The sequence below is a fragment of the Gleimia europaea ACS-120-V-Col10b genome, from assembly GCF_000411155.1.
Classification (GTDB): Bacteria; Actinomycetota; Actinomycetes; order Actinomycetales; family Actinomycetaceae; genus Gleimia; species Gleimia europaea_B.
Genome location: NZ_KE150266.1, coordinates 1,274,800 through 1,297,881, shown reverse-complemented (window position 1 = coordinate 1,297,881; position 23,082 = coordinate 1,274,800). Strand labels below are relative to the sequence as shown.

At 58.5% G+C, this 23,082-nt stretch carries 19 protein-coding genes; 12 read left to right on the top strand and 7 right to left on the bottom strand.

Annotation, left to right across the window (positions count from 1 at the left end; all coding sequences use genetic code 11):
* Positions 1–25: 25 nt before the first annotated feature.
* The 3 genes from HMPREF9238_RS05890 to serS form a co-directional block, all read right to left on the bottom strand.
* Positions 26–1,414: an ABC transporter substrate-binding protein gene (locus HMPREF9238_RS05890; RefSeq protein WP_016444539.1), complete on the bottom strand. Its 1,389-nt coding sequence runs from the start codon at positions 1,412–1,414 to the stop codon at positions 26–28.
* Positions 1,415–1,634: 220 nt separating this feature from the next.
* The gene (locus HMPREF9238_RS05885; RefSeq protein ID WP_016444538.1) at positions 1,635–2,558 is read right to left on the bottom strand and encodes an HAD-IIB family hydrolase; all 924 of its coding nucleotides are present in this window, start codon (positions 2,556–2,558) and stop codon (positions 1,635–1,637) included.
* Positions 2,551–3,825 (bottom strand): serine--tRNA ligase, encoded by a 1,275-nt coding sequence (gene serS / locus HMPREF9238_RS05880; protein WP_016444537.1) that lies wholly within the window; start codon positions 3,823–3,825, stop codon positions 2,551–2,553. The genes HMPREF9238_RS05885 and serS overlap by 8 nt, the downstream gene beginning before the upstream one ends.
* 141 nt (positions 3,826–3,966) lie before the next feature.
* On the opposite strand from serS, the gene HMPREF9238_RS05875 reads away from it, so the two are divergent.
* Genes HMPREF9238_RS05875 through HMPREF9238_RS05850 form a run of 6 tightly spaced genes read left to right on the top strand, consistent with a single transcriptional unit; the run spans position 3,967 to position 10,229 of the window.
* On the top strand, positions 3,967–4,995 hold the full coding sequence (locus HMPREF9238_RS05875) for a diacylglycerol/lipid kinase family protein (RefSeq protein ID WP_016444536.1): 1,029 nt from the start codon (positions 3,967–3,969) through the stop codon (positions 4,993–4,995).
* A gap of 43 nt (positions 4,996–5,038) precedes the next feature.
* On the top strand, positions 5,039–6,226 hold the full coding sequence (locus HMPREF9238_RS05870; protein WP_016444535.1) for a glycerophosphoryl diester phosphodiesterase membrane domain-containing protein: 1,188 nt from the start codon (positions 5,039–5,041) through the stop codon (positions 6,224–6,226).
* Position 6,227: 1 nt separating this feature from the next.
* Positions 6,228–6,845: a hypothetical protein gene (locus tag HMPREF9238_RS05865; protein WP_016444534.1), complete on the top strand. Its 618-nt coding sequence runs from the start codon at positions 6,228–6,230 to the stop codon at positions 6,843–6,845.
* The gene (locus HMPREF9238_RS05860) at positions 6,842–7,993 is read left to right on the top strand and encodes a DUF4350 domain-containing protein (protein ID WP_016444533.1); all 1,152 of its coding nucleotides are present in this window, start codon (positions 6,842–6,844) and stop codon (positions 7,991–7,993) included. Before HMPREF9238_RS05865 ends, HMPREF9238_RS05860 begins: the two co-directional genes overlap by 4 nt.
* Positions 7,990–8,946, top strand: a complete 957-nt coding sequence (locus tag HMPREF9238_RS05855; protein WP_016444532.1) for an AAA family ATPase — start codon at positions 7,990–7,992, stop codon at positions 8,944–8,946. Before HMPREF9238_RS05860 ends, HMPREF9238_RS05855 begins: the two co-directional genes overlap by 4 nt.
* Positions 8,943–10,229, top strand: a complete 1,287-nt coding sequence (locus HMPREF9238_RS05850; RefSeq protein WP_016444531.1) for a DUF58 domain-containing protein — start codon at positions 8,943–8,945, stop codon at positions 10,227–10,229. Before HMPREF9238_RS05855 ends, HMPREF9238_RS05850 begins: the two co-directional genes overlap by 4 nt.
* 14 nt (positions 10,230–10,243) lie before the next feature.
* Here the strand turns inward: HMPREF9238_RS05850 and HMPREF9238_RS05845 are convergent, their stop codons facing one another.
* Positions 10,244–11,224 (bottom strand): stage II sporulation protein M, encoded by a 981-nt coding sequence (locus tag HMPREF9238_RS05845; RefSeq protein ID WP_016444530.1) that lies wholly within the window; start codon positions 11,222–11,224, stop codon positions 10,244–10,246.
* Positions 11,225–11,257: 33 nt separating this feature from the next.
* Between HMPREF9238_RS05845 and HMPREF9238_RS05840 the strand changes: the two genes are divergently transcribed.
* Positions 11,258–12,076 carry an RDD family protein gene (locus HMPREF9238_RS05840; protein WP_016444529.1) on the top strand — a complete coding sequence of 273 codons (819 nt, stop codon included), beginning with the start codon at positions 11,258–11,260 and terminating at the stop codon, positions 12,074–12,076.
* Here the strand turns inward: HMPREF9238_RS05840 and pheA are convergent.
* Entirely contained in the window at positions 12,073–13,047 is a 975-nt protein-coding gene (pheA, locus tag HMPREF9238_RS05835; RefSeq protein ID WP_016444528.1) for a prephenate dehydratase, read from the bottom strand. The two genes, HMPREF9238_RS05840 and pheA, sit on opposite strands and share 4 nt — an antisense overlap.
* Positions 13,048–13,116: 69 nt before the next feature.
* Here pheA and HMPREF9238_RS05830 point away from each other — a divergent pair, with 69 nt between their 5' ends.
* Positions 13,117–15,348: a hypothetical protein gene (locus HMPREF9238_RS05830; protein ID WP_016444527.1), complete on the top strand. Its 2,232-nt coding sequence runs from the start codon at positions 13,117–13,119 to the stop codon at positions 15,346–15,348.
* Here the strand turns inward: HMPREF9238_RS05830 and HMPREF9238_RS05825 are convergent.
* Entirely contained in the window at positions 15,281–16,141 is an 861-nt protein-coding gene (locus tag HMPREF9238_RS05825) for a glycosyltransferase family 2 protein (protein WP_016444526.1), read from the bottom strand. The genes HMPREF9238_RS05830 and HMPREF9238_RS05825 overlap by 68 nt on opposite strands.
* A 43-nt stretch (positions 16,142–16,184) precedes the next feature.
* On the bottom strand, positions 16,185–17,057 hold the full coding sequence (locus tag HMPREF9238_RS05820) for a DUF5926 family protein (RefSeq protein WP_016444525.1): 873 nt from the start codon (positions 17,055–17,057) through the stop codon (positions 16,185–16,187).
* A gap of 143 nt (positions 17,058–17,200) precedes the next feature.
* Here HMPREF9238_RS05820 and pgm point away from each other — a divergent pair, with 143 nt between their 5' ends.
* The 4 genes from pgm to HMPREF9238_RS05800 all read left to right on the top strand — a co-directional run bounded on the left by pgm (position 17,201) and on the right by HMPREF9238_RS05800 (position 23,018).
* On the top strand, positions 17,201–18,877 hold the full coding sequence (gene pgm / locus HMPREF9238_RS05815) for a phosphoglucomutase (alpha-D-glucose-1,6-bisphosphate-dependent) (protein WP_040316505.1): 1,677 nt from the start codon (positions 17,201–17,203) through the stop codon (positions 18,875–18,877).
* 161 nt (positions 18,878–19,038) lie between these two features.
* Positions 19,039–20,319 (top strand): MFS transporter, encoded by a 1,281-nt coding sequence (locus tag HMPREF9238_RS05810; protein ID WP_016444523.1) that lies wholly within the window; start codon positions 19,039–19,041, stop codon positions 20,317–20,319.
* Positions 20,320–20,323: 4 nt separating this feature from the next.
* Entirely contained in the window at positions 20,324–21,553 is a 1,230-nt protein-coding gene (locus HMPREF9238_RS05805; protein ID WP_040316504.1) for an App1 family protein phosphatidate phosphatase, read from the top strand.
* Positions 21,554–21,686: 133 nt separating this feature from the next.
* A complete protein-coding gene (locus tag HMPREF9238_RS05800; protein WP_016444521.1) occupies positions 21,687–23,018 on the top strand; it encodes a TrpB-like pyridoxal phosphate-dependent enzyme in 1,332 nt (443 codons plus the stop codon).
* The last annotated feature ends 64 nt before the right edge of the window (positions 23,019–23,082 follow it).

Below are 23,082 nucleotides of genomic sequence, written 5' to 3'. Positions count from 1 at the left end.
TTGAAAATCAGATGCTTAGCACCTGTTACTTAGTTGGCCAAGAAGCTTCGATTTCTCCAAGGACAGTCGGGATGTCCTTCTCACCATTCAGCCACTGAGTCATTGCAGTCCAGAAGGAGCCTGCACCCACCTCAGAAGGCATTAGGTCAGAGCCATCGAAACGAGCCACCGCATCCTTATCCTGCAACAGTTCCATTGCTAGACGCAGAATGTCAGACGTTGCGAGCGAGGGGTCAACACCCTTGTTTGCGGAGGTCACGCCACCAATCTCAACACGAGTGTTTGCCCACAAGCTCGAGGACATGTAAGCCTGCACCGCCTTCGTTGCATCGCGGTCATTGAACGCACCCACAAACTCGCCACCGGTCAAAAGCGGCTTCTCGTCCGTAGTCATGCCCGGCAGGTAGAAAGCGAACACGTCGCCGTTTTCAGAAACGTCGGTGCCTTCCGGCCACTGCGCCTCGTAGAACGAAGCCATGCGGTACATGTAGCACTGGCCCTCAAGGATCGGCAGACCACCATCATTGAACGAGGTGGTAGCGATCGAGCGAGCGTCACCAATACCACCGTTTACGTAGCGGTCATCGCGCAGAATCTTGCCAACCTCTTCGGTTGCCTTCTCGATAGCCGGATCGTTGAACGCAATATAGTGAGAAACCCACTTATCGTAAACATCAGCACCAGCCGAACGCAGAACTAGATCCTCAACCCAGTCGGTTGCCGGCCAGCCGGTAGCACCACCGGACTCGATGCCCGCACACCAGGGCTTCACATCCTCACCCTCGTGATCCTTAGCAATCTTCTCAGTCAAGTCGAGAAGCTCCTGCCAGGTCTGAGGAACCTCGTAGCCGCCTTCCTTGAACATGGACGGCGAGTACCACACGAAGGACTTCACGGAAGCCATGAGCGGCGCGGCGTAGAACTTACCATCAACCGTGCCGTAAGCCTTCCAATCTTCAGACCAGCCCTTGTCAACGTTCTTCTCCACCTCTGCAGGAGCCGGAATAACGTGACCGTCCTTAATCATGCGCTCCAGCAGGCCCGGTTGGGGGAAGATCGCTAGGTCAGGAGCATTACCGCCCTCAACCTGGACAACAACCTGGGATTCAAACTCGCCCACACCGTTATGCTGGACCTCAATGCCCGTGCACTCGGTGAACTTATCGAACGTCTGCTGAAGCTGATCGGCCTCAACCTCACGGATGGATGAGAATAGCGAAACAGACTCGCCATCGAAGTGGCCGTACTCCTCAAATGCGGAACAGTCGGTATCGCCGCCAGCTTCGCTGGAAGAACCGCCGCTGATGTCACCACCGCCACCACATGCGGACAGCAACATTGCTGTAGCCGCAGCGCCGGCTGCAAGAACGCTCCATCGAGTTTTCTTTGTCGAAATCATGCGCGATGAACGCATCTAAACCTCCAGTGTTAATCAATTGGGACCGACAAACCGCGACCTCGCACGCGATACGAAATCGCATACGCTTGCCCTTGACCTGCTTTCCAGATCGTCCATAACTACAACCAAACGCGATAAGCGTGATCCATGCAACCGGTTCGGCTCACAAACATGCATATGTGACCGTTTTGTAACCAACAGGCGCACGTTTTTGCATGCCCGATTGCGCGCTCGTCTACATTAGCGAACCGTTTTTGTTGCCGGCGGCTCTTCTAAGCAACGCCTCCATCACCGCGGCCGCCCCGTCGTATTCAACCGGGCCGGTAACCGCGTTAGCGCACTCGCGCACCTGCTCGATAGCCCCAGCCATCGCCACCGAGTGATGCGCCCACCGCAGCATCGCCATGTCGTTCGTGCCATCACCAACCGCAACACTGCCGGTGAACGGAACATCCAACTCGCCTCGCAACCACTCAAGACTACTCGCCTTGGTTGTGTCAGGCGCATTCACATCCATCCACGCGGTCCAACCAATCGCATAGGAGAGGTTCAACATGTCCAGCTCGTTTACACGAGCCTCAAAATCCGCAACACTCATGCCCGGCATGCGTACAACCAGCTTCGTAACCGGCTTGGACTTCAATCCTTCCAGATCATCAATCCGGAACTCCTCGATCAACTCTCGGGGTGGAAACTCACGTGAAACCCGGTAGTACATGGAGTCATCCTCAACCGCTAAAATCGCCTCGGGCAAATGCTGGGTAACCTGGTCGATCAGCGGGCTCGGATCGAAGTAGCGTTTAAACACCACCTCGTACTGCCCATCCTCGATACGCATAACGATCGCGCCATTGGACACCACCGCCCAGCCATCATGGATCCCCACCTCGCTAAGCACCGGCAAAGTGGCGCCAACACCGCGTCCCGTCGCAATCACCACATTCACGCCCACGCATTGCAAACGCTCGATGGTGTCCAAAACAGCCGGCGAAGCCCCGTCGGCCGTGAGCAACGTGCCATCAATATCAAGGGCAACCAGCATGCCCGGCCCGGTTTGCTCCAAAGAATCCGGGAGGGCCGCACTGGCCTGCTGCACTAAATCCTCAAACGGGATCGGCGCCAACGTTGTTGGCGGAGGCGTGAGGAGAGATTTAGCCAACTACAGGCTCCAACTTCTGCCTCCCACTCATGTACGGGCGCAAAGCTGCCGGAACCGTAACCGAACCATCCTCATTCTGGTGGTTTTCTAAAATCGCCACAATCCAGCGAGTTGTAGCTAGCGTGCCGTTAATCGTTGCAACAGTTTGCGTGCCCGCCTCAGTGCGCTCGCGAATATTCAGGCGACGCGCTTGGAACGTGGTGCAGTTAGACGTCGAAGTGACTTCCATCCAGCGGTTTTGTGTGGGCAACCAGGCCTCGCAGTCAAACTTGCGGGCCGCCGAAGTGCCGAGATCCCCAGCCGCCGTATCGATCACGCGGTAAGGAAGCTCAACCTTGGCAAGCATCTGCTCTTCCCACGCGAGAAAACGCGCGTGCTCTGCTTCGGCCTCATCCGCAGTGACAAACGCGAACATCTCCGCCTTATTGAACTGGTGCACGCGAATAATGCCGCGCGTATCCTTGCCGGCTGAACCGGCCTCACGGCGGTAACACGTGGACCAACCCAGGTAGCGCTTGGGGGAATCCACGTCAATAATCTCATCCTTGTGGTAGCCCGCGAGCGCCACCTCGGACGTGCCCGTCAGGTACAGGTCATCGGCTGGCAGGTAGTAGATCTCGTCGGAATGCTCGTTCAAAAAGCCCGTGCCACCCATGATTTCCGGAGTGACCAGCGTGGGCGTCATCATCGGGATGAAACCGGCCTCCACTGCCTGATCCATCGCCATGCGCAAAAGCGCCAGCTCCAACTGCGCGCCAACGCCCGTCATGTAGTAAAAACGAGCGCCAGAAACTTTCGCGCCGCGCTTCATGTCGATAGCGCGCAGGCCCTCAGCGATCTCCAAATGATCCTTCGGCTCAAAACCCTCAGCCGCGAAATCGCGCGGCTGTCCGCCCTCGAAACGCAAAACCTCAAATGAGTCTTCGCCGCCCGCCGGCACTCCCTCAATCACGATGTTCGGCATTGACCAAACCAGGCGCTCCGCCCTCTCGCGCGCCTCATTGGCCTGCGCCTCCAACGACTTCACCGAAGCCGCAAGCTCCTTCGCGTGTGCCAAAACCTTCTCTCGGTCCTCCACCGCAGCCTTGCCAATCGAGCGGGACACAGCCTTTTGCTCCGCGCGCGCGGCCTCGAAATCATGAAGTGCTGCGCGACGAGCCTCATCAGCCTGCAAAATTTCATCAACAAGACTGGGATCGCCACCGCGCGCAATCTGCGAATCGCGAGCCGGCTGCGGATCTTCCCTCAGAGCTTTAAGATCAATCATGCTCCAAGCCTACCGCGACGATTGAACCCGGTCACATAGCCGCCCGTTTTCCACGAAATCCACATCCAGAAAAACAAAAACCATCCGATTTGTGGATCCGGTAATGTTTATCTTGAATCTTTTAGATCGGAGGTGGGAGTCTTGGCCGCTAAAACTCAAACTCCGTATGTCATCTACAACCCCGCAAAAGTTGCGAAAGTGCACGCCCTGCGAAAAATGGTGACCATCGCGGCCGCGCAAGCAGGGTTAAACGAACCCGTGTGGCTTGAAACCACCCCGAAGCAACCAGGAACCCTGCAAGCCACGCAGGCCGTAGCAGCCGGAGCCAGTCTCGTGCTCGCCGCCGGAGGAGACGGCACAGTCCGCGCCGTGGCAGCCGGCCTGGCCGGCACCGGCACGCCCATGGCAATCCTGCCGTACGGCACCGGCAACCTCCTCTCACGCAACCTGCAGGTACCCGCCGACAACATTCAAGAAGCCATCGATATTGCGTTCTTTGGCCTCGAAGATGAAATCGACATCGCATGGATGAAAGTGAGCGGTTTCGAAGGCGAACCCGAGGCGCTCCCCGAAGGCACGCACATCACCAAGCAGCACAAAAAGTTCCTCGAACAACGCGGATTTAACCCGCCAAGCGAAGACGAATACGCGTTCATTGTCATTGCTGGCCAAGGCTGGGACGGGCAAATGATGTCCGAAACTAACTCCACCCTCAAAAGCCGCGTGGGGTGGGGCGCCTACGTAGTTGCCGGGGCGAAGGCCCTCACCGCCCCGAAAATGAGGACATTTTTAGAACTGGACACGGGCCGCAAATACGTTATCAACAGCCGCTCCATCCTATTTGCGAACTGCTCGTCACTAATGCTTGGCGTGGTGCTCGCGCCCGATGCGGAACTCAACGACGGCATGCTTGACGTGGCAACCCTAGAAACCAGCGACGGCCTCGTGGGCTGGGCCGACCTTTTCACCAAAATCGCCGCACAAGGACTGGGCATCAAGAACCACGTTCTTCCCGGCACGTCCGGACGGCTCGACTTCATCCAAGCCGCCACTGCTCACAGCCTCGTCAAAGACGCCCATCCCATCCAAGTGGACGGAGATCCGCTTGGCAACGCGCGTGAAATGCGAGTGCGCGTTGACCGCAAAGCCCTTAGAATCCGAAAAGGATAGCAAATTTTCGATCTACTGAGCCCCTAAACACCTGCGAGGATTCATGGCCAACGAAAACCCGAACCGCCCGTGGCAGTCACCGAGCTTCCCCGGCAACAACCAGTCCGAGCCAAAGGTCACCAAGCAACCCGAAACCGAGGCGCCAAGAAACGAGGGGCCAGAATATGAAGCGCCCAGGACTGAGGCGCCGGGGTACGAGGCTCCAGGAACCGGGACTCCCGGGTATGGCGCGTCTGGGTACGGTGCGCCGAAATACGCGGCATCGGGGTATGGCGCGCCCGGGTACGGCCAGCCAAACCAGGGTTACGGGCCCGGTTACGCGCCGTCCCCCTACCGCCAGCCCGTAATCAAGCCCGGCACCATGATTTTGCGCCCCCAAACGGCCTCCGAAATCGTCTCCGCCTCATTTGCCACATTCCGCTTCAACCCGCGCGCATCCTTCGCGATCAGTTCCATCATGGCGCTGTTCGTATTCCTCATCGAATACCTCGTGCAATCCGCATTCACCGATCTGGACATGCTGGCTACGCGCAACCCCTGGGACATCTTTACCGACTACACCGCTTTCTCCGGCCAAGGCCTTGCGAACATCGTAGTATTACTCGCAACAGCGCCCCTCATCTTCGTAGCGATGGAGGGCGTCCTCGGCCGCAAAATCAGCGCGCAACAAACTGTTGAACTCACTCGCGGAAACCGGGGAAGCTACGCCCTCCTAGCCGTAATAGCTTTCCTCATCCCACCGCTGATCACAGCCGCATCAATCGGCGTGCCCCTACTCTTCATCGAACCCGGACTTGTATCCCTCGTCTGGTTCTTTGCAATCTCAGTAGTTCTGCAAATCGCGTTCTACTTGATTGCCATTCGCTTCATGTTCGCATTCCCCATCATCCTCGTCGAAGGCCAAAAAGTGCGGCCCGCACTATCACGCTCGTGGAAACTAACGCGCGAACGCTTCTGGCCACTACTTGGCACGTCACTACTAATGGGCCTAGCCATGCTCGCGATCGCTATCGCATTTAGCGCCATCTTTGGTGTTATCAGCGGGCTGGTCATATTTTTCGAGTCAACCACACTACTGGCCCTAATCACCGCTATTTCCACCGCGCTAATCGTCTTGCTGATCACGCCCCTTTCCGTTTACGCCCTCACCCTCATGTACGTAGACACGCGCATCCGCAAAGAAGGCTACGACATCGACCTAGCGCGCAGCAGGCAAACGGAAGCACTCTAACTTGAACACGCTCGTTGCACACGTAGCGCTCGCCCTCGAACCCACACCGGACGAGGCGCGCGAGCTACTGCGCCGCGAACTCAGCAAAAATGAGTACCTCGAAGGCCAAAGCGTGCAGGGCGTCCTCAACTGGCTCCTCCAAAGAATCGGAACAACCGTATTCCGCACCGCAGAAGGCACCTTCAACTGGATGCTTCTTGTAATCATCGCCGTTGTCATTATCGCCCTCATCGTGGGCATATACGCCCGGGTTGGGCGCGAACAGAAGACGGTTAGCGCAACCCAAGCGCTCACCTCTCTAAGCGCTAATGAACATCGCCGCCGCGCCCTCGACCTCAAGAACACAGACCCCACCGAAGCACTCAAAGCGGGGTTTAGAGCCATCATTGTGCGACTCGACGCCACTGCGGCTCCCGGACGCACCACCGGAGAAATCACCCGCCTCATCACCCGTGAATATCCCGCCCTCAAATACGACGTTGCCCGGTGCGCATCCAAATTCGACGTCGCCACCTACCGGCTGGAAACCATTGGCACCGTCACCACGCAAGACGTGGAAGCCATGCTCGCCCTCGACGACGAAATCCAAAAACGACTAAGTGCGCAGGTGAGCTCATGAACGCAACTGCGCGCGGAATGACGTTCAAAACTTTCAGCAAAACGTGGCTACCGCTAATCCTGATCTTTGTCCTGCTCGTCCTCGTGGTCACCGCCAAAGGGGCGAACACCCAGGGCGATTACAAGGACTACGAACCCGAATCACCCAAACGTAGCGGCAACAAGGCCGTCATTCAAGTGCTCAAAAAGCAGGGGATACAGACCACCATCGCCTACAAGGACAGCGAAATTGGGCCCGTTGACCGCGACACCACGCTCGTATTTCTGGATGATGGCCTGGACTGGATGGACATCTCCGACGCACTCAAAACCAAAGCGCAACAGGCCGGGCGAGTGATCCTAGTTGGCATGCAAGACTACCAACTCAAAGAATTCGGCCTCGACATCGACAGCTACACCAACGGCGTGGTAGCGCCAGGTGTCACCGAAACTAGTAGCGAGTGTCTGCCCTACATCGGCAAGGCGAAAAACGCCTCCGTCACCATCGTGCGAGAGCACCAAACACCTGGCGTAATTCAATGCTTCCGTAGTGACTCCGGTAGTTTGCTCAGCATCTGGCCCGCCACAGACGACCCGGAATACATCCTCATCTCCGACCGGTCAGCGTTTACCAACGCCAACGTGCAAAGCCTAAACAACGCTGCCCTTGCCCTCACCCTGTACGGAGCCCACCCCAAAGCCGTGTTCTACTACGAGCGGCCAAGCATCCAACAGCAGTCACCCGCAAATGCGAAACTCTGGCAACTCCTCCCCCCGTGGGTGTTTTGGGCGGGCGTGACCCTACTGTTTGCCGCCTTCGCCCTCATGATCGCGAAAGGCAGGAGGCTCGGCCCGCTCGCTCGAGAACCTCTGCCCGTCATTATCAGCGCCAGCGAAATTGAACAGGCGCGCGCCAGCCTTGCCCGCGAAGGCAAACACGCCAGCTGGGCAATGGCCCTCATCCAATCGCGCGCCCGTCGCAAACTACGGCGCGCCCTCTACCTGCCCGCGCGGGCCAGCGAAGAAGAACTCACCAACACTCTAGCCGCCAAACTCAACAAGCCAACTAGCGAACTACACGCCCTGCTGTACGACGCAGAGGTTTCAACCGAAAAAGAACTCACCCAACGATCACACAAAATCGACCAGCTCATTCAGGAGGTCTCATGACCGAGCAAGATGCCAGGGAAGCCCTACTGCGCGTACGCGCAGAAGTTGCCAAAGCCGTTGTTGGATCTGACGGCGCTGTAGCCGGCCTCGTCATCGGCCTCCTCACGCGCGGACACGTGCTACTTGAAGGGGTGCCGGGCACCGCCAAAACCCTGCTCGTGCGAGCCCTGGCGAAATCACTGTCCATTGACACCAAGCGCGTGCAGTTCACCCCTGACCTCATGCCTGGTGACCTCACCGGATCGCTGCTATATGACCGCGAGACCTCGCAGTTCAAGTTCCGCGAAGGCCCCGTGTTCACCAACCTGCTACTCGCAGACGAAATCAACCGCACGCCGCCAAAAACCCAGGCGGCACTACTTGAAGCCATGGCGGAACGCCAAGTATCAGTTGATGGTGAATCTAAACCGCTACCCACCCCGTTCATGGTTGCAGCCACGCAAAACCCCATCGAGTACGAAGGCACCTACCCTCTGCCCGAAGCTCAGCTGGACCGGTTCATGCTGAAAGTCCAGGTGAGTCTTCCCAGTTACGAGGAAGAAACCGAGATCCTGAACCGTCACGTGAAGGGCTTTGACGCGTCTAACCTGGACGCTGCTGGCATCACTCCCGTCGCCTCCGCTTCAGACATTGAGGCCGCTATCCGCGCCGTCGCCGCAGTCGAAGTCCACCCCCAAGTGGAGAAATACATCGTGGATATCGCGCGGGCAACGCGAGTTGCTCCCTCCCTGTCTCTGGGCCTGTCCCCCCGTGGCGCTATTGCGCTACTAGCCACCTCCAGGGCCTGGGCGTGGCTGTCTGGGCGCGACTTCGTCACCCCCGATGATGTGAAGCAAATGGCTCCCGCAACCATTACGCACCGGCTCATGCTTCGACCCGAAGCTGAACTGGAGGGCGTGGAGGCCGCCTCCGTCCTCCAAACCGTCATGGACTCAATCGCGGTACCGCGATGACGATTTCCAGTAAGGTTGCGGCACTTATCGCGATCGGGATAATCCCGATCGTGCTTTCACCCACCCCGGGAACCCTCGCAACCTGGCTGCTATTCGTCTTCATCCTCACGCTCGTTGACGCGATTTTAGCCCCCTCACCCCGACAGCTTCAGATCACCAGGCAGATGCCGAAAACAGTTCGTGTCAACGAACGCTCCGTTTCAGTGATTCATGTGACCGGGGCAAACCGAACCATGCGCGCAGTGTTGCGTGACGCGTGGCAACCTAGCGCCGGGGCCACTAAGAACCGGCACAAGTTCAAACTTTCCCCCGGCCAATCCACAGATTTTGCTACCGAGCTACTACCCACCCGGCGAGGCATCCTGAAAGCCGATGCGGTTACCGTGCGTTCGTGGGGCCCGCTCGGCCTGGCCGCCATTCAAACCACGTTTGACCTTCCCGGCACTATACGCGTGCTCCCCGAGTTCCCCTCTAAGGAGCTTCTGCCCGGCGCCCTCGCAAAACTGCAACAGATGACCGGGCAGATTCTTGCCCGCGCGCGCGGGCAGGGCACCGAGTTCGATTCCCTGCGCGAATGGGTGGACGGCGACGATCAGCGCTCTATTGATTGGCGCGCAACCGCACGCTCCAAAGATGTTATTGTCCGCACGTGGAGGCCAGAACGCGACCGTCACATCGTGATGGTTATAGACACTTCGCGTATGAGCGCACAACGGCTAGGAGATCAAACGCGCTTGGACGTGAACCTGGACGCCGCCCTCCTACTTAGTGCTGTGACCGCTAAGGCCGGCGATTCGGTCAGCATGATCGCCGCTGATGCGGACGTGAGGGCGCAAGTGATCCGCCCGTCTCGCTCCACCGTGTTGGGCGAACTTTCTTCCGCGATGGCACCTCTTTACCCCGCTTTGGTTGAGGCGAATTGGATGGAAGTCGCCGGCAAGCTGACAAGTTTTGGCAACAAGATGTCGCTGGTAGTTCTGTTCATTGCGCTTGACGTGACTGTGCTGGAAGAATCTTTGCTGCCCGCTTTGTTGAACCTTGCAAAGCACACGCGCGTAGTGATTGCGCACGCCTCGGATCCGCAACTTCACGAAGTAGACGAGGCTACTGAAACGAAAGACCCGTACTTTGTGGCCGCCACAGAGTTTTCCCGCGCCGAACGAGAAAAGGCCGCCCAGGCCCTCGCAGCCGCAGGCATCACGGTGGTTGAAGCCCCGCCCGCAAAACTGTCAATGGCGGTTGTGGACCACTACTTGAATTTGAAGGCGCGCGGCCTGCTGTAAGTAGACGTTCCGGCTCACTCCACCGCCACTTGTTCGGGCAGTTTCAGACGAGCTTCAGCCAAGGCTTGCTTCTTTTTTCCCAGAACGAGGGCGTAGATGAGGAACGCAACCCAGATGAGTACACCGAATCCGACCTGCACCTGCCAAGGCGCTTTGGAGGCGGTAACAAAACCTTCAGTGAAGCCAGCAATGAAGAGTGTGAGGATGAGGCCAAACAGCACGTGCACGGCCTGATGTCCGGTGCGAACGAAAGATTCTAGGCGCGTGCGCGAGCCGGGCTGGATTATGGCCCAGAACAGGCCTAGACCGGTGCCAGCGGATACGAAGATAGAGGTCAGTTCTAGCAAGCCGTGCGGCAGGATCAGCGTCCAGAAAGTTACGCCGTACCCGTGAAACGTCATGAGCGCTCCGGCAATCGCGAGGCTCGCCATGTTGCTTATCAGAATTTGCACAGCACCAATCACGGTGATTCCGTATGCGAGCGTCAGTGCAGCCACGTACCAGTTGTTTGACCACACGAGCATTGTGAAGTCCGCGCTGGGATCTTTCGTATAGTACTTTTCGAAATCTTCTTGCACGTATTGCAGGATTGACGAGGACGATCCGAGCTGTTCATGAAGTTCGGGGTGCGCGTAGATCCACCAGCCGACGGCGAAGCAGAAGATGATGGAGAGAACACCGGCGCTGATCCACCAGGCGCGAAACCGGTAGAGGGCAGCAGGGTAGGTGGTAGTGAAGAATTCGGTTATAGAAGTGAGGATTCTCCGGTTCTTCCCCACCATTTTTCCACGTGCCCGAATGAGGAGGGCAGAAAGCTCTTTGACGAGTTGCGGGTCTGGCGCTCCTGTTCGAATCATGGACAGGTGGGTGGACGTACTGCGATAGAGGTCGATGAGTTCGCGAGCTTCGTCTGGGGCCAGTACGGGCTTGTTTACAAGCACTCTAAGCCTGGCCCACGTGTTTTTGTTTGCGCTGACGAATGCGTCCAAATCCATGCGCCAAGATTACTAGAAGGTATCGTTTGTGTCATGAATAGTCAGGCGATGACGGTTACAACTGGTGAGGGCGTGGCACTGGATGTGGTGCCTGCAGGTATTGGTTTGCGCATGCTGTCGGCCCTCATAGACGTGGGGTTATCGGTTATCGTTTTGATTTGGGTGGCTGTTGCCCAGTTTGAGATGATGTTTTCGGATACTAGCGCAGCTCAAGAGGCACTGTTCGTCTTGTTGATTGTTTTCGCTGTTTTCTTGGGTCCGATGTTGATTGAGACGGCGACGAACGGGAAGTCTGTGGGCCGTTTTGTGGTTGGCACGCGGGTTGTACGTTCGGATTTGCGTCGCGTTGGGATGCAGCACGCGGCGATTCGAGCGATGATCGGTCTGGTTGAGATTTGGGTGACGCTGGGCGGTCTTGCCGCAGCTACCGCGTTGATTGATCCGAAGAATCGGCGTTTGGGTGATTTAGCTGCGGGCACAGTGGTGATTAAGGAGCGGGTTGGTGCGCGCGCGGTAGAGGCGGCGAGTAAGCGCGCTGACGCGATTGTTCGCGCCCATGAGTTGCCCGCCACCCCCTCGTGGATTCAAAGTGCTGATCTGCGTAGGTTACCGCCCGAACTGGCGCGCAATGCTCGCTCGTTGTTAATGCGCGGGGAGCAGTTTGAGCAACAGTCTCACGCCCGACTGTTGACGGGAATCGCGGGTGAGTTGCGCGAGTACGTGTTTCCGGGCCCGCCACCGGGGGTTGGCGACGAGGAGTTTATTGCGGCCGTACTGGCAGAACGTACGCGCCGTGAGACCGCCCGCTTGGAACGCAATCGCAAGCTGGCAAGCTCGTTTTTGCGCGTCTAGTTGGTGGTGCCGTTCATGAGGCCGGCAATCCAGGCTCTTGCGTTGACGAAGTCTTCGTCATGGGTGCCGGCTCGAATGGTTGGACGCTGTCCGTCAACACGCGGGTAGGAGCCGATGAAGCGCACTTGCGGGCAGGTGCGGTGCAGGCCGATGAGGGCGGCAGCTACGCGTTCTTCGCTGATGTGGCCTTCAATGTCGATGGAGAATTCGTAGGAGCCAAGGGGGCCTCCGGCCGGTCGCGATTCGATGCGGGAAAGGTTGACGCCGCGCGCGGCAAATTGTTCGAGCATTGAGAGCAGAGCGCCAGCCTCGTTGTCGGGGAGGCGCACTTGCACGGTGGTTTTGTCTGCGCCGGTGGCTGGTGGCACGTTGCCGAGGGGCGCAACTAGTACGAAGCGCGTGACTGCACCCCGGTTGTCTGCCACGTTGGAGTACAGGGAGCGCAGGCCGTAGCGGGCAACGGAAGTTTTGGCACACAGGGCGGCGTCAAAGCCGGGGTTGTCTTCTTCGGCGATGAGGCGCGCGGCGGCGGCCGTGGAGGTGGCCGGCACGTGTACGGCGTTGGGGTAGTTGGCGGCTACCCATTTGCGGCATTGCGCCCACGCGTGGGGGTGAGTGCCGATGCGTTGAATATTGGGCTCGGCCCCGTCGGCGGTGGGTTTAATGGCGAGTTCAAAGGATACCTCGACTACCATTTCAGCTTCGATAACGAGGGGGGATCCGTGTGAGAGCGAGTCGATGGTCGCGTTGACACCTCCTTCGATGGAGTTTTCGATGGGTACGACGGCGCGGTCTGCCTGCCCGTTGCGAACGAGGTCGAGCGCCTGCGGCACGGATGTGCACGGCACTGCTTCGGTGTTTTTGGGCGCGATTTGCCACAGGGCTTGTTCGGTGAATGTGCCGAATGGGCCGAGGAACGCGATTTTGAATGGCTTCGTTTGCGGACTTGGCGTGTTGGTGTGGGTGTGCACGGCGCCTCCTTTTCTCGGCTTTCACCTTATACAGTTAGTTTTGTTCTTGTTTATTTTCAGGTGGTTTTGGTGCGTTTTTTGAGGTTTGTTACGGCTTTCACGCTCGCGTTTTTGATGACGTCTCCGTTTGCGGTGGCGGATGAGCCGGTGCGAACGCTGTTTGTGGGCGTTGCGGGGCTTGAGGCGGCTAACGTGTCTCCAGGCGTGTTGAGCGCGCTGGAGGACCACGGCGCCGTAGTGATGAATCTGCATACGCGTACGGCAAGTCCGGATACGTGTCCCGTGGACGGGTGGATGTCGATTCGCACGCCTGGAAATGCGATTGATTATGAGGGCAGACAAAGCCACGGTGGCGCTTGCAGGCCGTCTTTGGATGTGATTTTTGAGGGCGAGCCAGGCACGCCCGGCAGGGCGAAGGTGCAGGGTTTTGAGCAGATAACTCGGGGCGTGAAGTGGCCGGCACAGCCGGCTGCGGGCGTTGGGGTTGGTCCTGGTGCCGCTCTGGTTCTAGCGAGCCAGAGCGGCGAGGTGGCCAGTTGGTTGCCGGCGCCGGGCAGCGCAGACGAGTTGGGCGCTGTTGCGTTGCGTACTCTTCGCGAATCGCCGGGGAATGTGTTTGTTGATGCCGGGTGGGTTGACGCGGGCATGAATGCTACTGACGCGAATAACGGCATGGCTAACATTGCTGACTCAAACAACGCTGATGCGACCGCCCCAGCCGGCCCTACGGGGTTGTCAGCGGATCAGGTGAACGCGCGAATTGAGGCGGTTTTGGCGGCTTACGCGCAGTTTGAGCAGCAGCATCCCGGCCAGGTGCGGGTGGTGCTTGCCTCCGTTGGCCGCACTGCGCCCGGCCCGGCGCTCCAGTTCGGCGCCGTGACTGACGCAACCGTCACCGGCACGACATCAAACGCAAACTCCACCGGCGCCGAAGCCGTAACAACCAGCCCCGCGTCTGTCCCAGAAACAGCTACCACCGGCCTGTTCTACTCGTCCGCGACTCGTTCGGCTGGTTTGGCAACGTTGGGTGATGTGCGTGATTTGGTTGCGGGCGAGCCCCTCCAGGTGCAGCCCATGTCGGTGTCGGCCGCGCACGCCCAGTTGGCGGATGAGGCTACCCACGCGTTGGCGGCGCGAAGTTCGTTGACGCCATTTTTTGTTGCGTGGGGCGCGTTTCTTGCGATTGGCGTGTTAGCTGGCGTGTTGCATTTTGTGCGCAGGCCGGCCAAGAGCCAGGCGCCGGCGTGGATTTGGCGCAATATCGCGGTGTGGAACGCGTTGGCTTTCGCGGTGATTCCAGCGGCGATGATTGCAAATCTGCTTCCGTGGTGGCGGCTTTCCACTCATCCGGTGCTACCGATTCTGCTGGTCTTTGCCATTGCGGCGGTGCTTGTGGCGTTGGTGCGTTCGTCTAATCAGCCGGTAGCGGTTCTCGCCGCGCTGACTGTGCTGTTGGTGGCGGTGGATATCGTGTCGGGAACGCATTTGCAGCGCGATGGTTTCTTCGGGTCGATGACGCTTGTATCCCGGCGTTTTTACGGCGTTTCGAACCGCTCCTACGTGATCTTGTTGTCGGCGGCGTTGATAGCCACACTGCCGTGGATTGCGGATCGTTTTCCGCATAAGAGGCAGGAGGCGGCGCGCGGAGTTGCCGCCATGGGCGTGAGCGTGCTGGCGATTGATGCGTTGCCGTTTTGGGGCGCTGATTTTGGAGGGCCTGCGGGCATTATCGCCGGGTTCGGGATTGCGTATTTGTTGGTGCGCGGTATCCGCCCGCAGTGGAAGCACGTTGCCTGGTGGGTTTTGTTGAGCGCTGCGGCAATGGTGTTTGCGGGAGCCTTGGATGCACGGTCGGCTTCGCCCTCGCACATCGGACTGTTCTGGAAGAATTTTGGTTCGCCGGAAACGCTCACTTTGGTAGCGGACAAGGCGCGAGATATGGCGGCCACGTTCGCAGGCCATCCGCTGATTGTGGCGGCAGTGATCGTGGCGGTGATTCTCGCAGTGGTTGCGGCGCGCTTTGCTCGCAAGCTGTTCAAACCCCGCGAGGACACCGAAAAGCTAACATTCACCCCCAACCCGCACCTCGAAGCCCTACGTGAAGCGACTCCCCCGGGCTTAGCCGCAGTGGCGGCGGGTATCGCGGTGGGCGCGCTGGTGGCGGTGCCGATTAATGATTCGGGCCTACTGATAGTGGTAGACACCGTGGCGATTGCGGCGCCTGCGCTGGTGTCTATTCTTGCTCGTCGTCTGCAAATGTCACGTACGCATTGTACGGAGAGCCCGCAGTTTGATGCATAGCGGCTTGCACCCGCTCGCGAACGGGGATGCGGTGGCGGTGGATGCGGCGCAGCGCGGTGGCTTTCCAAACGTCTTTGAACTGGTCGGCCCGGTGCATGTACCCCATGAGGTCGTTGGCGGTGGCGCGGTGTGTGAAGTCGCAGGGGATTTCTTGCACGGTGTAGCCCTTGACCAGAAGGTCAATGGTCATGGCCACTTCCACGCCCCAGCCGGGGGCGAAGGGCATGATGTCGTTGACGGCTTTGCGAGTGATGCAACGCTGCCCTGACAGTGGCGCGTTGGCGTGCCAGCCGGTGGCGCGCCGAATTGATTTGCGGGCGCGCCCAACTACAAATCCGTGCCCGCCCGCTCCTTTTTGTTTGGGTAGCGTGGCGATAGCGCAGTCACATATTCCGCGTTGCACAGCGTCGATGAGGGAGGTAGCTTCTAGCGCGCTTTCCCCCAGATCGGCGTCAAGGAAGAGCAGGTGCCGGGGTAGGCCTTTGGCAAGGTCGCGCATGGCGGCAACTTTAACTCCGGTTTCGAGGGCAGAGGCTTTCCCCCGGGTCACGGAGTGTCTCACTACGACGGCGCCGGCTTGGCGTGCGTGATCACCGGTGTTGTCTTCAGATCCGTCGTCTACGACGATGAGGAGGTCAACACCTGGTAGCGCCCGGCATGCGCGCACAGTGTGGGAAATGCGGCGCGCTTCATCGCGGGCGGGAATGATGACGGCAACTTTGTGCTTTTCGGGTTGTTGTTTGAGTGATTCGCTGACGCGGCTGGCTGTGGGGACGGGATCGGAGTTGCTCATACGTCTAGTTTAGTCCGTTCCCGTCCCCTGGTTTAGCCGCTTCTTATAGGGAAACTTGGCGGGAGACGAGGCCGGCGCGGGCGCGCTTTTCGTCCTCGGTTAGCGGCTTGGTAGCCGCGAGCGCGGCTTCGAGTTTGCGTTCAAGTTCCGCAACGGGTTCGGTGAGCGCGTCTGGGTCTACTTCGTTTTCAAATTCGAATACGGGGATGGACAGGCCGAGGGCGCGGAATGCGCCAATGAAGTGCGCGCCGGCAAGGGTGAGTTCACCAGCGGCTTGCAGGCGGGCCAGGGCGGTGAAGAGTTTGTCTTCATCTTCGAGGCGGATCCAGCGCACAAAGTGTTTACCCATGTCGTGCCAGTAGGTGTTGGTCACGCCGGGGATGGCGCGCGTGGCAATGAGTTCGGCGGAGGTTTGCGCGATGGCAGCTTCAACTTCTTCGTCGCGCTGGCCGTCAGCGATCCAGTATCCGAGGTCGTTTTGTAGCTGCATGGGTTGGGTGCTCGCGATCATGTCGGGGATGCGCGGGCCGGCGTTGCGCACGTCTACCGGCACGGGGCCGTATTCGGCTTCGCCCTGCTGGATTTTGGTTTTGCGCTCCAAGGCGGCTTTGAGGGCAACGCCGAGGTCGTGGCCAATGTCGCGGCTGGAGGAGCGGGTTTGCAGGCCGATGAGGATCTGCCCGTCTTCGCGAACGAGGGCGGGAACGGCGTTGGGAAGGATGGAGGCAAACAGGAAGGGTTCGGATCCGTATTCTTCCGTGGTCTTTGCTGCGAGGGTGGCGGCGGGGATGATTTCACGCATGGCAACGAGGTCGGCTTCGGCGTCCATGCCTTCAAAGGGACGCGCTACATGCGCGATGATGGGACGGATCGGTTTTCCGGGCGCTACTTTCTTACGGCGGGATTTCTTTCCCATTTTGGCCTCCTAGTGTGGGGAACGGTTTTGATCTAGCCCAAAATTACCGGCGTAAAGCCAATAAACAAAGCGGGTGGCAAAGGTGTTGTTTATCTGCTGGGACAAGGATGAAAATTTCAGTGACACATGCCACACTTATAGGTATGCATGAGAGAGCTGGCCAACTGGCTAAACCAGAAGATTTGATTAATGTTGATGAGGTTCTATCCGCCTATTACGAGATTGAGCCCGATGTAAATAACCCTGCGCAGAAGGTCGTGTTTGGCACGTCCGGGCACCGTGGTTCATCGCTAGATGGCGCGTTTAATGAGGCGCATATCGTTGCAACGACGCAGGCGATTGTGGAGTACCGCGCAAGTCAGGGTTTTGACGGTCCTTTGTTTATTGGTCGCGATACGCACGCGCTGTCGGAGCCGGCTTGGAGGTCGGCGCTTGAGGTGCTGGTAGCAAATGGCGTGGATGTACAGGTTGATTCGCGCGGTTCGTATACGCCCACCCCGGCGGTTTCGCACGCGATTCTCGTAGCTAACGGCGCGGGCTCTCCTGCGGGATTGCGCACGTCCGGCCCGGGGTTGGCTGACGGCATTGTGGTTACGCCGTCGCACAATCCGCCTCGTGATGGTGGTTTTAAGTACAATCCTCCAAGCGGTGGCCCGGCAGATTCGGATGCAACCGGCTGGATTGCGAATCGTGCTAACGAGATTTTGGCCGACGGCTGGTCTAAGGTAAAGCGCGCTCGTTCGCAGGGCCTGCTGGAAAACCCGCACGTGCATCACTACAACTACTTGAAGAAGTACGTTGACGATCTGGAAAACGTGATCGACATTGACGCGATTCGTGAGGCCGGGGTTCGCATCGGCGCGGATCCGCTGGGCGGCGCGTCTGTGGATTATTGGGCGGCGATTTCGGAGCGTTACGGGCTGGATCTGACGGTGATTAACCCAAAGGTGGATCCGACGTGGCGGTTTATGACGTTGGATTGGGATGGGAAGATCCGTATGGACTGCTCGTCTCCGTACGCGATGGCGTCGGTTCGTGAGCGGATGAAGCCGGACGCTTCGGGGAAAACTCCGTTTGATGTTGCTACGGGTAATGATGCGGATTCGGATAGGCATGGCATTGTGACGCCAGATGGCCTGATGAACCCGAACCATTATTTGGCGGTTGCGATCGAGTACTTGTTCACGCACCGTCCGGGTTGGGGCAAGGACACGGCGGTGGGTAAGACGCTGGTGTCGTCCGCTCTGATTGACCGTGTAGTTGAAAGCATGGGCCGCAAGCTGATTGAGGTTCCGGTTGGGTTTAAGTATTTCGTGTCGGGCCTCATGAACGGCACCATCGGTTTTGGTGGCGAGGAGTCTGCGGGCGCTTCGTTCCTGCGCAAGGACGGCACGGTTTGGACCACGGATAAGGACGGCATTTTGCTGTGCCTGTTGGCTGCGGAGATTATCGCGGTAACGGGTAAGACTCCGTCGCAGTTGCATCAGGAGCAGGTGGAGCGTTTCGGCGCGTCCGCATACTCGCGCATTGACAATGCGGCTACGCGTGAAGAAAAGGCGAAGCTGGCTAAGTTGGCGCCTGAGGACGTGGCGGCGCAGGAGCTTGCGGGCGAAGAAATCACGGCTCGTTTGGTGAACGCTCCTGGCGATGGCAACGCTATTGGCGGTTTGAAGGTGACTACGAAGAACGCGTGGTTCGCGGCCCGCCCTTCTGGCACGGAGGACGTGTACAAGATTTACGCGGAGTCTTTCAAGGGTGAGGATCACTTGCAAGAGGTTTTAGAAGAGGCAAAAGAGGTCGTGAAGGAGGCTCTAGCTTAAACCTCGTGGAGTGAGTGCCGGGCAGCTCGGCGTGTTTGCGAGCGCGTTCGGTTGGGTGTAGTTCCGGGTATGTGTCTTTGGCGCGTGCCCGGAACGTGTTTTTCGTCGTCTTTTGAATCCTGCGGGGTCGTTGCCGGGCTGCTTTGCCGTAGACTGCATTTGTGTTGAGTTCTTACCGCGAAATTTTGTCGATTCCGGGGGCGTTAAAGTTTTCGCTGGCGGGTTTGATTGCTCGTTTCCCCATGTCGATTGTGGGAATTTCGCAGATTTTGATGATTTCAACACTGTATGGTTCGTACACGTTGGCGGGCCAGGTGGCGGCAACCAACATTATTGCGTTCGCGGTTTGCGCCCCGTTTGTGGCGCGTTTGGTTGACCGCTTTGGGCAGGCGCGCGTGATGATGCCACTGGTTTCGGTATCTTCTACGAGCTTGTTGGGTTTGATCGTGGCGGCGGCATTGCACGCACCGGTGGCGTATTTGTACGTGTTTACTGCAATATCTGGCGCCACTTCGGGTTCGCTGGGTTCAATGGTGCGCTCGCGTTGGACGGTGGCGGTGAAAAGTCCGGCGCAATTGCACACGGCGTTTTCGATGGAGGCAACGCTGGACGAGGTCGTGTTTATGATCGGCCCGATCCTAGCAACGGTACTTTCAGCTAACGTTAATCCGGTTGCAGGCATGATTTTGGCTCTGGTTCTCGCGCTTTCCGGAGGGTTCTGGCTGATGTCGCAACGGGCAACAGAGCCGCCAATTTCTACCTCGAGCACCCAAATGCCAAAGGGTTCCGTCATGGCCCAGCCGGTGATGATTGCGTTGGCTCTGGTGTATGTAGGTGCGGGCGCGATGTTCGGCTCGATCGACATTTCGGTGGTTGCGTTTACCGAGTCGGTGGGCCAAAAAGCAATGGCCGGCGTTCTGCTAGGCGTGTTCGCGTTCGGCTCGATGTTGGCCGGAATTCTTTACGGCGCGAGGTCAACGTCGATTCCTTTGTGGAAGTTGTTTGTCGGTGGCGTTTTCCTGCTGGCGGTGGGCGTGAGCCTCACGTATTTTGCGCGGTCAATAATCGGACTCGGCATCATTTTGTTCCTCACGGGTTTCTCCATCTCGCCCACGATGATTAACGTAACTGCGATGGTGCAGAGAGCGGTTCCGCCACGGCGTTTGACGGAGGGCCTCACGTGGATGTCCACGGCGATGAATGTGGGTGTTTCGTTGGGTTCTGCCCTGGCTGGTCGGGTGGTTGACCACAGCGGGCATGTGGGTGGTTTCCACACGGCGATTGGTTTCGCGTGGGTCATGGTCACGGTCTCTGTGATTGCGATTCCGGCGTTGCGGGCCACGTCGCATAAGAAGCGGGCGCGGATTCCGGTGCAGGTGCGTTCGCGCCGCATGGGTCTTGGGGGTTTGTGGAAGCGCGGGCCGCGAAAGTCGATAGACTGAGGGCGTGCTTTTAACTGCTGTCACTCGGCTGGAAGACTCATTTAACACCCAGGTAGCGCGGACGCTGTCAGATTTGGGGTGGCGTCCAGAAATGATCGCGTATGGCGGGTTCGGTAATACGCAGCGTGTGCGGATCATTGGAAGAGCGTTGATGGCGCCCACGTATTTTGAAGAGAAGTACGAGGTTTGGGCTAACCGCCACGGGTTGCCTAGCTGGTATCAGCTCCATTCGCGGGCAGCAAGTAGTCTGCCTGTAGCGTTTGGCGAGGTTGTTAAAGACGCTATTGGCGTCGATGAGGGCGATGATACGAACACGACGGCTCATATGCGCGGTGAGCGCGGGTGGCGCCAGTTTGTGGACGCGCAGGTGCCCTTTGCGCCGGTGCTGGTGACGGTTGGTAGCCGTAAGCTGTTGGTTTATACGGATCGGGGCGGCTATGTGGATCTTGTGGTGGAAGATCACGGGTTGGAGCCGGGCTGGCATGCGGCTACGTTGCAGGCGCTGAAGCCAGATGAGGTGGCGCGCGGCGAGAAGCGGGTGCGCGCGTCGAGGCCCATTGCGGTACCGGTGCGCGTGGTTTCAAAGCGGGAGCAAGTTGGCCTCGTCTCGGATGTGGATGACACGGTGATGGTGTCGTGGTTGCCGCGTCCGCTAGTGGCGGCGAAGAACGCGTTTTTCACGTACGTGTCCTCGCGCCAAGCCGTGCCGGGAATGGCGGAGTTGTTGCAGGCGATTTCGCACATGCAAACGTCGCAGGGCCGCGTGGGTACACTGCCGGTACCCACGGTTTACCTGTCTACGGGAGCGTGGAATGTGGCGCCTAGTTTGCGGCGCTTCTTGTTCCGGTCAAACTTCCCCACCGGCACGCCGCTGATGACGGATTGGGGGCCGTCGCAAACGGGTTGGTTCCGTTCGGGGCGCGAGCATAAGCGTTCGCAGTTGCGTGAGCTGGCCGAAATGTTCCCGTGGGTGAAGTGGGTGCTGGTTGGTGATGATGGCCAGCATGACCCGTCGATTTATACGGAGTTCGCCCGCGAGCATCCGCAGAACGTGCAGGCGATTTTTATTCGCAGTTTGACCACAACCGAGCAGGTTTTGAATCACGGCGCGCCAGATCCGCGCGAGAGGCTTGACGCACTGATTGAACCACTCGATCCCACGATTCCAGTGGTGGTTGGTGAGGACGGCTTCGAGCTTGTGCACCGGGCGCGGGCCCTTGGCATTCTTCGCTAATTTTCGCCACTCGTAATATCATCCTTTGGAACGTGTCGTCTTGTTCATTGCGTGGTGCGTAATGTTGAAGGCGGCATTGTTGCCGCTCGCTGGGAAATGCCTTGCGAGGACAGCTTTATCTTGAGTAAAGGGGATGAAATTGGTAGAAAAACATGCGCTTACTGACGCGCTCGAGTTTGCAGTTCCGTCGAAAGTCCCCACGCATTGGTACAACCTCACTGCTGATTTTCCGGAGCCGATGGCTCCGCATTTGAATCCGCAAACTCGTGAGGAACTTAAGCCGGAGGAAATGCATCCTCTGTTTTCCAAAGCGTTGGTGGAACAAGAGTTTTCCACCGAACGATGGATCGAGATTCCACAGGCTGTTCGCGAGGTGTATGCGAGCTGGCGTCCGTCGCCTTTGGTTCGTGCGCGTAGGTTAGAGCAGGCGCTCGATACGAAGGTGAAGATTTATTACAAGTACGAGGGCGTGTCTCCCGCTGGTTCGCATAAGCCGAACTCGGCGGTTGCGCAGGCGTATTTCAACGCGCTTGAGGGCACGAAGAAGCTCACCACCGAGACTGGTGCCGGCCAGTGGGGTGCTTCTTTGGCGATGGCTTGCGCGATGTTTGGGCTTGAGTGCGAGGTGTTCCAAGTTCGCTCCTCGTTTGACGCGAAACCGTATCGTCGCATGCAGATGGAGGCGTATGGCGGCACGTGTCATCCGTCGCCGTCTACGCTCACGGAGGCGGGTCGCAAGATTTTGGAGCAGGATCCGGACACTACGGGTTCGCTTGGCATGGCGATTTCCGAGGCCGTGGAGGTTGCTCTGAAGTCGGATAGAGCTCACTATGCGCTCGGTTCAGCTTTGAACCATGTGATGCTGCATCAGACGGTGATTGGTCTGGAGGCGATCGAGCAGTTGCGTGAGGCCGGCGAAGAGCAGGCTGACGTGGTGTTTGGTTGCGCCGGTGGCGGTTCAAACTTGGCTGGCCTGTCGTTCCCGTTCCTGGGTGAGAACTTGCGCGATGGGAAGACCACGAGGGTGGTTGCTTGTGAGCCGCAGGCTTGCCCGTCGATGACTCAGGGCGAGTTCCGCTACGACTTTGGTGACGTGGCTGGCATGACACCGCTCATGAAGATGTACACGCTAGGGCATGATTTTGTGCCGCCGTCGATTCATGCTGGTGGTTTGCGCTACCACGGTATGAGCCCGATGGTGTCTCACGCTAAGGCGCTGGGCTTGCTTGATTCGATTGCGGTTGGTGAGCATGAGACGTTCGCTGCGGGCCTGGAGTTTGCTCGCGCGGAGGGTATCATTCCGGCTCCGGAGTCTACGCACGCTGTTGCGGGCGCGTTGAACTACATCAAGTCTGGCCAGGCGCGCGATGGCGAGGTTGTTGTGATTGGCCTGTCCGGTAATGGTCTGCTGGATCTTCCCGCTTATGAAAATGAGCTGGAGAAGGAACGCCAGCTGAAGAAGTAAACGAGTTCCGTGAAGCTTAATCGAGTGGTGGGACAGTTCATTTGAACTGTCCCACCACTTTGTT